The organism is Sphingobium sp. CR2-8, assembly GCF_035818615.1.
Classification (GTDB): Bacteria; Pseudomonadota; Alphaproteobacteria; order Sphingomonadales; family Sphingomonadaceae; genus Sphingobium.
Genome location: NZ_JAYKZY010000002.1, coordinates 434,153 through 447,050, shown reverse-complemented (window position 1 = coordinate 447,050; position 12,898 = coordinate 434,153). Strand labels below are relative to the sequence as shown.

Below are 12,898 nucleotides of genomic sequence, written 5' to 3'. Positions count from 1 at the left end.
CAGCTTCACGCGCCGGGTCCGCCCGTGCGCGAGGCCGATTTTGAGCGAGCCGCGTTCAATCGACATCCTCAAGTCATCCCTGTTGACAGCACTTAATCTCATTAGTAGATTTAGTCATAAGGAACACCGAGCATGCTGCATCGACGTTCGTGTACGGGGAGAGGGAATATGAAGATCAAACACTGCGCCTGTGTCTCGGCGTCCGTAGCGGCCCTGCTGGCAGCCACGAGTGCCTATGGCCAATCAGAGACCCCTGCGGCGCAAGCGCGAAGCGACAAATCCCCTAAAACTGATGAGACCCGGCCAGTCGCCGACGCGGCGGGCCAGGCGGATATCGTCGTCACGGGCGTCACCGAAGGCACCAAGAAGCTTGATGCGACTTTCTCGATCACCACGATATCGACGAGCGACATTACGCGGCTGGCGCCGATCAGCACCGCAGACCTGCTCGCCAACATACCGGGCATCTACTCGGAAGGGAGCACGGCGGGCGAGGCCAGCAACAATATCACGGTCAGAGGCCTGCCAGTTACGGGTGGATATCGTTACGCACCGCAATTGATCGATGGGCTTCCGGTTTTCGAGGAGCCGGAAGTCCCGTTCATGAACAACGACATCTTCATTCGCGCGGATTTGATGACCGAGCGCGTCGAAGTGGTGAAGGGCGGCCCAGGCGGTATCCTCTATTCCAACGGCCTCGGCGCCACCGTCAACTATGTGACCCGCACGGGAACGCAGGAGTTCAAGGCGGGCTACAAGGTCGAGGTCGCGGATTACGGCTTCCTGCGCAACGATGCCTTCATATCAGGACCGATCAACAAGAATCTGACCTTTGCGGCCGGTGGCTTCTATCGCATTTCGGACGGTATTCGCGACACCGGCTACACCGCCGATAAAGGTGGCCAAATTCGCGCCAACATCGTCTACACCAGCGACGACGGCAGCACCGTGATCCAGGGCCAGGGGCTCTACATCAACGACCGAACGGCCTTCTATCAGAATATCCCGTTTACCGTGCCTCGGGTCGATGGTCCCGGCACTGCCGAAAACCCCATCAAGCTTGATCAGAAGACGATCGAGCCGCTTGGCATCGATTTTGGCAGCGGCACCTTTGCTTCCAAATTCAATCGCCGTTTCACGCAGACCGGCGAATATGGATCGCGCGATGTCGATTTCGCAGACGGCATTCACCCCAATTTCGGCATTTTCACCCTCAAGGGGTCCAAAGAACTGGAGTCTGGCTGGAAGTTCACGGCCGGTGCCCGCTATACGACGGGCAGCAACGGCTTCAACGGCCTGTTCACGGGCAACGACACGTCGACCGCCACGAATTTTCTGAACGTGCGGCTGCAGAATGACGTGATCAACCCGGCCTATAACGCGGCCCGCGCCTGCGATCTTGGCAACGCCAAATTGATCGGCTTCTTCAATGTGCCCGCTAATGGTTGTCAGGCGTTCGCGACTATCAGCCAGCAGGATTTCGTCAGCCGATACGCCAAATATACGCGTATCTCGGCCAACCGCACGAATGATGGTGTCGCCGTTGGTGGCTCGGACTATCTCAATTTCCTGATCCCCTTTATCGCGCGAACAGATGCGGAAAGCGCCTCGCTCGATCTGCAGGCGCAGAAGAGCTTTGAGCTCCTGGGCAAGCACCAGATCACGGCCGGCTTGTACGGCGCCCGGTATAAGTGGGACGTCAATTTCCAGCAGAGCCTGCTGGTATCGGACGTAGGTAAGGACGCGCACCTCGTCGATCTGACTTTGGTTGACGCGGCGGGCAATCAGGTAGGCCCCTCGTTGACACGCGGCGGCGCGATTCTCGAAAGCCTGGGCGGCTTCGTCACGACCTCCAAGTCGCGCAACCTTGCCGCCTATCTTCTGGATCATTGGGAAACTTTGGACGGACGGCTGAAGCTGGATATCGGTGCACGCTATGAAAGCCGGAAGATCGACCTGGTGCGTCGCGATCGCAACGTCATCACCAATCTGACGCCGGCCGGCACGATCGTGGGATCAACGCAGGACACGACTGCGGACAACGAAGCCGCCTTGCCGGGCGCGAACCGCGTTTTCAACGGCACCTATGATGCGGTCGGATGGTCGATCGGCGGCAACTATTCGATCAGCAACCCGCTGGCGGTCTATGCTCTTATATCCAGTTCCTTCCGGCTGCCGAGCCTGCAGGATGCCAACGACCTGGGCCTGAGCAACAGCGTCGTCGTGAATGGCGCAGCGGTCGATGCCAGCCCTGTCGAGCGCATCCTGCAACTGGAAGGCGGCGCGCGCTATTTTACGCGCGAACTCGATATCTCGGCTGCCTTATTCTACAATAATTTCAAGCCACGCGAGTTCGTCAACGTCTATCGCGATTTTCAAAGCGCGTCATGCGCGCCTGCCCCCGGCGCGGTGGTCCAGATCAATCAATGTCCCGAAGTGGCCGAACGCTATCGCAGGGGCATCCGCAATGTCGGCACCGAAATAGAGGTCGCATGGCGCCCGGCAGCGCTTGAAGGTCTGGAACTGCGCGGCAACGTCGTTCTCCAGAACCCCAAAATCCGCGATGCCAATTATACGCTTACCCAGGAAGTGCGCGATACCGCCAACGTCCTGACCGGATATCGCTTTGTGACCGTGGGCGAAGACGGCCGCCGTCCGCGGCGACTGCCGACCGTGATGCTCAACGTGCGCCCGTCGTTCGACTTCAAACCGACGACCGGCGTTCCCGTATCGATCTTCGCGCAGGGCTTCTATTACGGCAAGCGCTACTCGGAATCGACGGACTTTAACGTCACGCAACTCCAGTCCTACTATATCATCAACGCCGGGGCGGCCGTCGCGATCAACAAGAATGCGTTCCTGCAAATCAATGTCGCCAACCTGACCAACGAGTTGTCCTTCACGGAAAGCGATCCGGTCTTCTTCGACCTCTATTCGCCGGACGGGACACGCAACCGTGGCCTGGGTCGCCCACTATTTGGCCGAACCTTCCGCGCCAGCCTGAACGTCAGCTTCTGAGACTGCCGACCGGCAGAAAGGGTCATCTATACATGGATCAATCGGGACAACTGCTGGGCGGTATTGAAGCGGGGGGAACCAAGTTCCTGTGCGGCGTGACGGACATGGACGGCAATATCGTATCGCAGACGCGGATCAGCACGACTGATCCCGTCACCACTCTTGGATTGGTCGATGCCTTCTTTGAAAATGTCGGGGATAGGCATGGCCCCATAGCAGCCCTCTCGATCGGCAGCTTTGGCCCCTTGTCGCTTCAGCCGACGGCCAGCGATTATGGCGCGATCACATCCACGCCCAAAAAGGGGTGGCAGGACGTTCCCCTCGTCCGGCACTTTGAAAACACGCTCGATGTGCCGATCGCGATCGACACCGATGTCAATTGCGCGGCTGTCGGTGAACATCTTTTCGGCAGCGGTAAGGGTCTCGACACATTCGCCTATGTGACGGTCGGGACAGGGGTGGGCGTCGGCCTGTTCGTGAACAGCGCCCCTCATGGCGGCGCCAATCATCCCGAAGCAGGGCATATTCGCCTGCCTCGCGCGAAGGGTGACACCGATTTCGCGGGCATCTGTCCTTTCCACGGCGACTGTCTTGAAGGCATGACGAGCGGACCGGCCCTGGCCGCACGATGGGGACAGCCGGCAGAATCTCTACCCTATGATCATGACGGCTGGCGCATCGCGGCGGACTATATTGCAGGCCTCTGCGCGACGTTGACCTATGTCGTACGTCCTGATCGCATCATTCTGGGCGGCGGCGTGATGCAGTCCGCCAGCATGCATGAGCGGGTGCGACACGCTCTGATCCATCAATTGGCAGGCTATGACGCGAGCATAAGGCAAATCGATATGATGGAATATGTTGTGCCGCCGTCCGCAGGATCCTCTGCGGGACTGACGGGTGCGCTTGCGATCGCATACAGGAAGCTGACCCGGCGTTGGCCTGCCCATTGGCAGATATCGTCCTCGACGGCGTCCGCCATGGAGCATTCGGTCGATGCATGAGGCGCAGCACCCGGAAAACCGCGTCACCCTGGCGATGATCCTCACCGCTGCGGGCGCAGCGCTGGGCGGCCTGCTCTTCGGCTTCGATACGGCCGTCATCTCGGGGACCACATCCGCGCTCCAGGCGCAGTTCGCATTGAGCGATCAGGCGCTGGGTTTCACCGTCGCGTCGGCGCTGATCGGGACGGTAATCGGATCGCTCGCAGCAGGTGCGCCAGCCGACCGTTTCGGACGGAAGCCCATGCTGCTGACGGTCGCCATCGCCTATGTCGTTTCGTCGCTCGGCACGGGTCTCGCGCCTTCCTGGCCGACATTGCTTCTGTTCCGCTTCCTGGGCGGCCTGGCGATCGGTGCCGCATCCGTCGTCACCCCCATCTACATCGCGGAGGTCGCGCCAGCCCAGTATCGGGGCAGGCTCGTCGCACTCAACCAGTTGAACATCGTGCTGGGCATCGTCCTCGCATTCTTGTCCAACTATGTCATCGCTTCGCTGTTCGAACCATCTATCGCCTGGCGGTGGATGTTCGGTATCGTCACCGTTCCTTCGCTTCTTTTCCTGATCGTGACGATGCTTCTGCCAGACAGCCCCCGCTGGCTGGTGGGGCATGGGCGGGAAGAGGTCGCGCGCGCGGTCATGACGAAGCTGGGCTTTGCCGATCCCGGCCGCGAGGTCGCCCACATAAAGGCCGCATCGGTCCGTGCACCTGCATCGATCGCGCCCCGCCTGTTCCAGCCCGCCTATGCCGCGCCGGTGGGATGCGCGATCGCGATCGCCATGTTCAACCAGTTGTCGGGCATCAACGCCCTTCTCTACTATGCCCCGCGCATCTTCGAGCTTGCAGGAGCAGGCGCCGATTCCGCCATGCTACAGTCGGTGGCGGTCGGCGGCACGAACCTTGTGTTCACGATACTCGCCCTCTTCCTGATTGATCGTTTCGGGCGCAAACCGCTACTTTATATCGGCTCCATTCTGACCGCCGCCGCGCTTATTCTTGTGGGTGCACAGCTGGAAAGCCCATCGCCCGATGGCACACTCGTGCTGATGGGACTGCTTGGCTTCATCGCCGCCTTCGCCGTTTCGCAGGGCGCCGTGATCTGGGTCTTCATTTCTGAAGTCTTCCCCAGCGCCGTTCGCGGCAAGGGACAGGCCTTGGGCAGCACCACGCACTGGGTCATGGCCGCAGCCATCACCTGGGCCTTCCCCGTCTTTGCCGCGCGGCTTGGCGGATGGGTGTTCGGTTTCTTCGGCGCGATGATGCTGCTTCAGTTTATCTGGGTATGGAAATTCATGCCGGAAACGAACGGCGTCGCTCTGGAGGATATGGACCTGGGGAGGATACATTGAAACGCATCACCGCGCTCGCCATCGCCGCCGCCATAGTCCTGCCGTCCAGCGTTGCCGCCCAGCCCGGATGGAAAGCAGCACCGGCATTCCATTTCGCGCCAGCACGCAACTGGATGAACGATCCCAACGGCCTCGTTTATTATGACGGCGAATATCACCTCTTCTACCAGTATAATCCCTATGGCGATCGCTGGGGACATATGAGCTGGGGACATGCGGTCAGCCGCGATCTTGTCCGTTGGACCGAATTGCCGGTTGCCCTGGCCGAAACCGATGTGATGGCATTTTCAGGCAGTGCTGTCATCGACTGGGCCAACAGCAGCGGCTTTGGTCGAAACGGCAAGCCGCCGATGATCGCCTTCTTCACAGGCTTCGATCCCAAGACGAAGAATCAGTCCCAATATCTGGCGTACAGCAACGACAAGGGACGGACCTTTACACGCTACGGCAAGATACTCGACATAGGGTCGACCGAGTTTCGCGATCCCAAGGTCTTTTGGCATGCGCCGTCCCATCGGTGGATCATGTTGGTCGTGCGGGCGGTCGAAAACAAGCTGTCCATCTACACATCCACGGATCTCAAGGCATGGGATCATGCCAGCGATTTCGGTCCGGCGGGCGCGCGTGGAAAGAATTGGGAATGCCCGGATCTTTTCGAACTGCCGGTAAAGAACGGAACGAGCGGCGAAAAGCGCTGGGTCCTCGGGATCAATCTGGGTGACGGTGGCGTCGGGGGCGGCTCGGGCGGCCAGTATTTCGTGGGCAGTTTCGACGGGCGTCAGTTCACACCCGATCCGACGTGGGGAAGCGCGCCGCAGTGGATGGACTATGGCGCAGACTTTTATGCTGCGGTGTCATGGAACGATCTTCCCAAGGATGACGCCCGTCGTATCTGGATCGGCTGGGCGAATGACTGGCGCTATGCGAACAATATTCCGACCTATCCGTCGCGCGGACTGATGTCGTTGCCCCGGACGGTTGATCTGATCCGGACAAAGGATGGCTATCGGATCGCCCAGGCGCCGGTGCGAGAACTCACGAAGTTTCGCGGCCCCCGGCGGATCGCCAGCAATCTGTCGATAGGCCCGACTCCGGTGACGCTGCCGGTTCAGGGTGGGCGGGTTGAGGCGATCTTCGATATCGACGCGCATGCGGCCGAGCAACTGGTCATCGCCCTTACCGATGAAGCCGGATATGAAACACTGATCGGCGTCAATCCGGCGGTCAATGAAGTCTTCGTGGATCGAACCAGGTCCGGCCCGCACTTTCACGATGCGTTTCCAGACCGGCACATCGCCCCGGTCGACCTCAGTTCCGGAAAGGTCAGGCTCCACGTCATCGTCGATGAATCCATTCTCGAACTCTACATCAACGATGGGACGAAGGTGATCACCGATCGGTTCTTTCCGGCAGGGAGCAGCTTGCGGTGGTCCGCCCACGCTCGCGGCCACGCCACTATATCGTCGCTCGAAGGATGGGAGTTGTCGGTCCGCACCCCATGAGGCAGTTGGGGGTGCATCGACAGCTTCTCATCGCTTTGGCAGTGGCGAGTTTTGCCGCTGGATCAGGCTTCGCGAAGCCCGCGCCAGACCAGGATCGCGCATGGCGCCTCGACTTTGATGACAATGCCCCCGTCGACGCCACCTTCCCTGGCGCCACAATCCATAGCCAGTTCCCGCAACCCGAACGGGTGCCTGGCGTTCACGGACAGGCTTGGCGTTCCGACGGTTTTTCCAGCTGGATATCCGCGCCTCTAAAATTGTCGGCTAAGGCGGGGTTTACGGCGTCCACCTGGGTCGCACTGGAAAGCTATCCGTCCGATCGCGAAGTGCCGGCCGATCAGTTGACGCCAGCTTCGATCATCAATCAGGCAACCCGAAGTTCGGGTTTCGACATCTTCATCGATACGTTCGGCCGCTGGGGCATGCGCGTGTCCACCGACAGGGGGCAATTGACGCTTCAGGCGCCTGACGTTTTTCCACTCTCGCACTGGGTTCATGTCGCGGCCACCTATGATCCTCGCTCAGGATCGGCATCGCTATATCTCAATGGCGCATTGCAAAAGCAGGATTCGGTTGGCATGCCGGCCGCCTTTGTGTCGGCCTCAACCCCGCTACAGATTGCCCGTAGCTGGCAAGACGCCACAGCAGCGGGCTTTCGCCTGAACGGACTGAACGCCGCCTTCGACGACATCGCGGTCGTTGATCGTGCGCAGAGCGCGGACCATATCCGCAGCATAGCCTCCGACATCAAACCGCCGCCCGTATCGCAGTCACTGATCGTCCCGCCCAGCCGGTTCGCGGGCGACCCGGATCGGCCTGTCTATCATGCGATGCCAGCGGCGAACTGGACCAACGAACCGCATGGCCTCGTACGTCGAGGGCGTTGGTGGCACCTGTTCTACCAGCGTACGCCCAACGGCCCGTTCAAGACGATGATGCACTGGGGGCACATGCGCAGCCGCGACCTTGTAAACTGGACGCACATGCCGGACGCGCTCTGGCCGACGCTGGATGGCGCAACGACTGGCTCGGACATGAAGGGCATCTGGTCCGGATCGGTCGTCTTGCCGCCAACCGGACCCGCCTATGCGTTCTACACGAGCGTCAATCACGATCCCGACGGCTTCAACCCCGGAATCTCCGTCGCGACGAGCATCGATCCTGATTTGCGGACATGGCGCAAGGCTGGGCCGATACTGAACACGCAAGGCGTGCGGGATTTTCGCGATCCGGTCCTTTGGCGGGAAGGTGGGGCGTGGCACATGCTGATCGGTGCGAGCCTGCCGGACGGCACGGGCGGCCTCGTCCATTATCGCTGCCGCGCCATGGCAGACCTGCATTGCTGGCACCGGCAACCGCCTATCGCGCCTTTTGCGCAAATGGATATCGGATCGCAGATTTGGGAGATGCCCATATTCCAGTCGCTGGGTGACGGACGGTACATCCTCCTGGTTAATCCCATCGGTGGGCGGGTCAGCAAAAACGGTGATCCGGCGACACGCGCTATCTACTGGATCGGCACATGGGACGGTCGTCAGTTTCGACCCGATCACCCTCTCGCCAAGCCTCTGGATCTGCTGCCCGGCCACCTCAGCCCCACGGTTGCACGGGATGCGCAAGGGCGTCTCACCGCTATTGGCATCGTCGATGAACGGCGTTCGGCAGAGGCGCAAAAATCGGCGGGATGGGCCCATCTCTTTTCATTGCCGCGCATATGGTATGTGATGAAAGACGGCACGACGCTTGGCCAGCGTCCTTCCTCTCAATTAACGCAGCTCAGAAATGCGGCCCATAGCCGTAGGATGAAGTTCACGAATTTTGTGGGCCGACGCGAAGGCGGCGACCTTGGCCCCGCTTTCGAAATGGACGTTGATTTTGGTCGTCGCCCACCTCTGGGACGCTACGGCGTCTGGCTCGCCGGCTCCCCGACCGGCGACCGGCAGATCAAGATCGAATATGATCCCAAGAGCAGCACCATCACGCTCGATGGCCGATTGATGCAAACCGATGGTCATGATGGGGAAGCAAGCGTTCTTGAAGGGGCCTATGACGCAAAGGCGTTCGGCCCTCCGCGCCGCTTCCACGTCTTTGTCGATCATTCCGTCGCCGACGTCTTCATCAATGGCGCGGCTGCCTTTTCCTTCAGGCTATATGCAGGCCCCACGCCCGCCCATCAGTTTGGCCTGTCGTCCACGTCACCTGCGAACGCGACGTTGAAAGCCTGGGCCATGGACGGCGCCAGGTTTCGGTACGACCTCGATATGCCGCCCGTTTCCGTGACGCCGCCGACAGGCGCGGCCCGGACGGTCCCGTCGCCGCGCCAGGCGAAAGGTCATTGACCTGAAGCGGGGCTTGCTGTCGAAGACCCGGAGTTGAAGAGCGCCGTCAGGTTGGGAGAATAGGTAGCGTATAAAGGTATCAAGCCTGCCCCTCGCGCAGGCGCACTCGCACCATTTTCGCCCTCCAGCAATTGCGGGTGGAAGAAGTCGCGCGGGGCGTTCTCCTTTATCCTTTCCGTTATTTGATGCCGCAGTTGTTCAAGGTGGCTGACTGGCAGCACGCCACCCAGGATGACCGCTTCCAGGTCGAGCAGACTGTTGACGTTGATGATCGTGAACGCGAGCGAATTGACGCAAGCCGCATCCCAAATATCCTGTGGCACCGGTTGCCCGTTGCGCTTGGCGTTCACCGGATAGAGCGATGCGGTGTGAAGGAGATAATCGACTCCACCGCCAACGGGTACGGACATCGATGCCAGGGCGCCCGCGTTGCCATTCTTGCCGCGCACGATTTCACCGCCCAATATCAGCCCGCCACCCACGAAATTGCCGATATGAACATAGAGAAAATTGTTCAGACTAAGGCCTGCGCCGCACATGAGTTCTGCAAGAGCGCCGGCATTCCCATCATTTTCGAAATAGACCTGGCCGCTAAGCTGGTCTCGAAAGACGCCTTCAACATCGGCGGCGGACCACGCTTCGGCCTGCTCGGCTTTGATACCTGCTTCTTCCCGCCACTCACCGATGAACCATGGCATCGCGATACCGAAACCCAGGAAATTTTCGCGCTGCGAAGCTGAAAGACGGTGGGTGTTTTGCTCGGTAAAGGCTCGGATCGTCTGCGACGCGCCTAGCGGATCGGGAAAATCGATGTCCCAGCTTTCCTTCGCGATGATCGCTCCATCGAAGTCGAGCATGATGCAATGCAGCCTGTCACGCCCGATTTCGGCACCGATCGTGTACCCATTGCTGCCATCGATGCGATACAGGATCGAAGGCTGCCCCATGCCGCCCAGACGCTTGCCAGACTTTATCAGCATGCCGTCAGCGGCAAGGCTATCGACGATGCGGACCGTTGCCTGCGGTGAAAGGCCCGTCAGCCTGGACAAATCGGTCTTGGACGTTTCACCCCGTCTTCTGATCGTGGCAAGGATAAGCCGTTCATTGTAGCGGCGAACGCCTGTCGCATTGCTCCCAAGCTTTTCCATGCTGATCGCCGAAGAACCCTCTAGAATTTCCACGCAGTGATGGCGATCAGTAGGACCATCATACAGTTTGAAAGGCAAGCTACGCTTTCCCGTTGACATACTAAATCACATTGATAGATTTAGTTCGTGTCCTGGGTTCCGGGGCGCAGCATATCAAACGACACAGTCATCCAACTATCCAGTCTGCACGCTGGCAATTGAGGAAGGACAGAGCTTGCAGCTCCTGCCTTCCTCAATTTTTTCAAGATTGCGAACGAGCCGTTCCATGTCGTGCCGGAACCCGCGCGGCGGGTGGCACGGATCGAAGCTATCGAGGCGTTCCTTTCCAGCATCCCGGCAAAAGTGAGCCATTGCGGCGATGAGGCATAGTATGTGCCGTCAGCCGACCGCATCCAGTTCCCGTCCCTCACCGCCTTCCATAATGCCCTGCCTATGTTGAGATCGACAGCAGGATCAGCGGCTTTACATGAACGGTCACCATGACCGCGGGCAGGCTGGACAGTGACATAGCCCCTTTCTCGCGGGTGTGGATCGCGGCGCGGGATATCTCGACCCTAGCCAGTGGATGGGTTACCCACCATTTCACCCTGTCCTACAGCGAACCATATCGGATAAATGACTCGCCTCTTTACGAACCGGAGGCGGCCCATGGATATTCAAGACCTGATCGACGAAGTGATTGCGCGCGAGGGTGGCTATAGCCATCACCCGGCCGATCGCGGCGGCCCCACCAATATGGGGATCACCCACGCCGTCGCGCATGCGAACGGCTATGCCGGGGACATGAAGAAACTGCCGCGCAGCGTGGCGGAGGCCATATATCGCCGCCTCTACTGGGACCGGCCCGGCTACGCCTTCATAGCGGAAATGAGCTGGCCGATCGCCGCCGAACTGTTCGACACCGCCGTCAATATGGGTGCCGCGACATCGACCGGTTTTCTCCAGCGCGCGCTCAACGCCCTCAACCGCAATCAGACGGATTATCCCGACCTGACCGTCGACCGGGTCGTCGGCGCGCGCACGCTGGGCGCGTTGCGCGCCTTTCGCGCGCTGCGGGGCGCAGCAGGGGACAAGGTGCTGCTCAAGGCTTTGGAAGCGCTGCAGGGCGAACGCTATGTCGCGCTGGCGGAGCAACGCCCGGCCAACGAAGCCTTCCTCTATGGTTGGCTTGCCAACCGCATCGGTTAAGGGAGGATGACGATGACACAGGATGTCGACACGGAAGCCACCGACCCATGGACAGCGCGGGCGCGCCCGGCCTTTCTTTACGTCATCTATATATTGCTGCTCTGGTCGGTGCCCATGGGCCTGATCGCGGGGGTAAGGCCCGATATCGCGGCCGCGATCACGACGGGTATGCGCGCCTATTTTAACGCTCTACCCGAACCGCTCTACGCGCTCTTTGGGACGGCCTATCTGGGCTATACTGCCGCGCGTGCCTGGGGAAAGGCGAAAGGATCGGAGCGGTGACGTAGCGGACCGCAGGGCCTGCCCCGCCGGGACCATGCACAAAATGAGAGGGGCCGCCGGGACCAGCCCGACGGCCCATCATTGACATGGTCAGCGGCCAGAAGCGCCGCCCATAGGGAATATATATCGCGCTATCGCCCCGTCGACAGACAGGATCTGAGATAAGAGCCTGTGTGTCGGCGCTCAGTATCTGTGACGGAGGATCGACGCCACGGCGTCGCTCAGCGGCGTATTCCCCGAATGGACTTGACCGACCCCATTGCTGAACCATGAGACATCGGATCACCTCCTTTCGCTATGTTGAAGCCCGCGTGACCGACTTCGAAGCAACCTTTGATCGGCCACGAGATGGAATGTGAATCAGACGGGCCGCACGATCAAGACTTGTAATTTTCTTTTTTGGAATCATACTTTCGCGTCCCGGCTCGAACCGCGTCGAAGGCGCGACGATCAGCCCCGGCAATCCTCGATCACGCGCGACACTTCGGCCCAGGCCGGAACGATCAGCGCCTGCTGCCCCGCCACCTCGACCGCGAACTTGCCCCGGCTATAGGCGATCTGATCCAGCACCGTGTCGGACGCCGCGCGGAAGGCTACCAATTGCGGCACGCCGCCGCCGGATGTCGTCGCGGGCCAACTGGTCGCGCCATAATTCGTCCGCACGATGATCGCGCCCTGCCCTGCGCCTGCCTGCGCCGATACCGGACGCGCCAAGCTGATGCGCCGACTCGCCCGATCGCAGCGCAGCGTCAGACGCACATCGGCGACACTCGGCCCGAACGTCGCGACCGCGCCGGCCGCCTCCGGACGATAGCGCCACTCCCCCGGCGACGCAGGTCGATATTGCCATTCGGTCGCGACCGGGGCTGGCTGCGTGGGCGGAACGGCCGCAGGAACGGGCCGCGTCGGCGGGGCGGAGCGCGGTGGGGCCGCGCGCGGGGGAGCGGTCGCGACGGACCGCTGCTGCCCAGGCCCGACGCAGGAACCCAACAGGACCAGAAGAGGGGACAGGGCGGCAAGGGAAGAGGTAAGGCGCATCCCTCACTCATGGCCGACGCATCGACCCTGCTCA

9 protein-coding genes are annotated in these 12,898 nt (G+C 60.7%); 7 read left to right on the top strand and 2 right to left on the bottom strand.

Translation table 11 applies throughout. The features are described from left to right. The first annotated feature begins 168 nt into the window (after positions 1–168). The 5 genes from U5A82_RS05945 to U5A82_RS05925 are packed head-to-tail and all read left to right on the top strand — an operon-like array spanning position 169 to position 9,208. Positions 169–3,018, top strand: a complete 2,850-nt coding sequence (locus U5A82_RS05945) for a TonB-dependent receptor (RefSeq protein ID WP_326289415.1) — start codon at positions 169–171, stop codon at positions 3,016–3,018. A gap of 32 nt (positions 3,019–3,050) precedes the next feature. Continuing rightward, a complete protein-coding gene (locus U5A82_RS05940; RefSeq protein WP_326289414.1) occupies positions 3,051–4,022 on the top strand; it encodes an ROK family protein in 972 nt (323 codons plus the stop codon). After that, positions 4,015–5,367 (top strand): sugar porter family MFS transporter, encoded by a 1,353-nt coding sequence (locus tag U5A82_RS05935; RefSeq protein ID WP_326289413.1) that lies wholly within the window; start codon positions 4,015–4,017, stop codon positions 5,365–5,367. Before U5A82_RS05940 ends, U5A82_RS05935 begins: the two co-directional genes overlap by 8 nt. Beyond that, positions 5,364–6,869: a glycoside hydrolase family 32 protein gene (locus U5A82_RS05930; protein WP_326289411.1), complete on the top strand. Its 1,506-nt coding sequence runs from the start codon at positions 5,364–5,366 to the stop codon at positions 6,867–6,869. The genes U5A82_RS05935 and U5A82_RS05930 overlap by 4 nt, the downstream gene beginning before the upstream one ends. Positions 6,870–6,880: 11 nt before the next feature. Beyond that, positions 6,881–9,208, top strand: coding sequence for a LamG-like jellyroll fold domain-containing protein (locus tag U5A82_RS05925; protein ID WP_326289409.1), 2,328 nt, complete (start codon positions 6,881–6,883; stop codon positions 9,206–9,208). Here the strand turns inward: U5A82_RS05925 and U5A82_RS05920 are convergent. Next, on the bottom strand, positions 9,202–10,434 hold the full coding sequence (locus U5A82_RS05920) for an ROK family transcriptional regulator (RefSeq protein WP_326289407.1): 1,233 nt from the start codon (positions 10,432–10,434) through the stop codon (positions 9,202–9,204). The two genes, U5A82_RS05925 and U5A82_RS05920, sit on opposite strands and share 7 nt — an antisense overlap. Positions 10,435–11,004: 570 nt before the next feature. On the opposite strand from U5A82_RS05920, the gene U5A82_RS05915 reads away from it, so the two are divergent. Beyond that, positions 11,005–11,544 (top strand): glycoside hydrolase family 108 protein, encoded by a 540-nt coding sequence (locus tag U5A82_RS05915; RefSeq protein WP_326289405.1) that lies wholly within the window; start codon positions 11,005–11,007, stop codon positions 11,542–11,544. A gap of 12 nt (positions 11,545–11,556) precedes the next feature. Beyond that, on the top strand, positions 11,557–11,826 hold the full coding sequence (locus tag U5A82_RS05910) for a 3TM-type holin (RefSeq protein WP_442802158.1): 270 nt from the start codon (positions 11,557–11,559) through the stop codon (positions 11,824–11,826). Positions 11,827–12,276: 450 nt separating this feature from the next. Here the strand turns inward: U5A82_RS05910 and U5A82_RS05905 are convergent, their stop codons facing one another. Continuing rightward, entirely contained in the window at positions 12,277–12,864 is a 588-nt protein-coding gene (locus U5A82_RS05905; protein WP_326289403.1) for a hypothetical protein, read from the bottom strand. Positions 12,865–12,898: the final 34 nt, after the last annotated feature.

What these genes read in the sequence shown, in the direction of transcription:
- U5A82_RS05945 (WP_326289415.1), top strand. Translation starts at nt 169, where the DNA reads ATGAAGATCAAACACTGCGCCTGTGTCTCGGCGTCCGTAGCGGCCCTG.
- U5A82_RS05940 (WP_326289414.1), top strand. Translation starts at nt 3,051, where the DNA reads ATGGATCAATCGGGACAACTGCTGGGCGGTATTGAAGCGGGGGGAACC.
- U5A82_RS05935 (WP_326289413.1), top strand. Translation starts at nt 4,015, where the DNA reads ATGCATGAGGCGCAGCACCCGGAAAACCGCGTCACCCTGGCGATGATC.
- U5A82_RS05915 (WP_326289405.1), top strand. Translation starts at nt 11,005, where the DNA reads ATGGATATTCAAGACCTGATCGACGAAGTGATTGCGCGCGAGGGTGGC.
- U5A82_RS05910 (WP_442802158.1), top strand. Translation starts at nt 11,557, where the DNA reads ATGACACAGGATGTCGACACGGAAGCCACCGACCCATGGACAGCGCGG.
- U5A82_RS05905 (WP_326289403.1), bottom strand. Translation starts at nt 12,864, where the DNA reads ATGCGCCTTACCTCTTCCCTTGCCGCCCTGTCCCCTCTTCTGGTCCTG.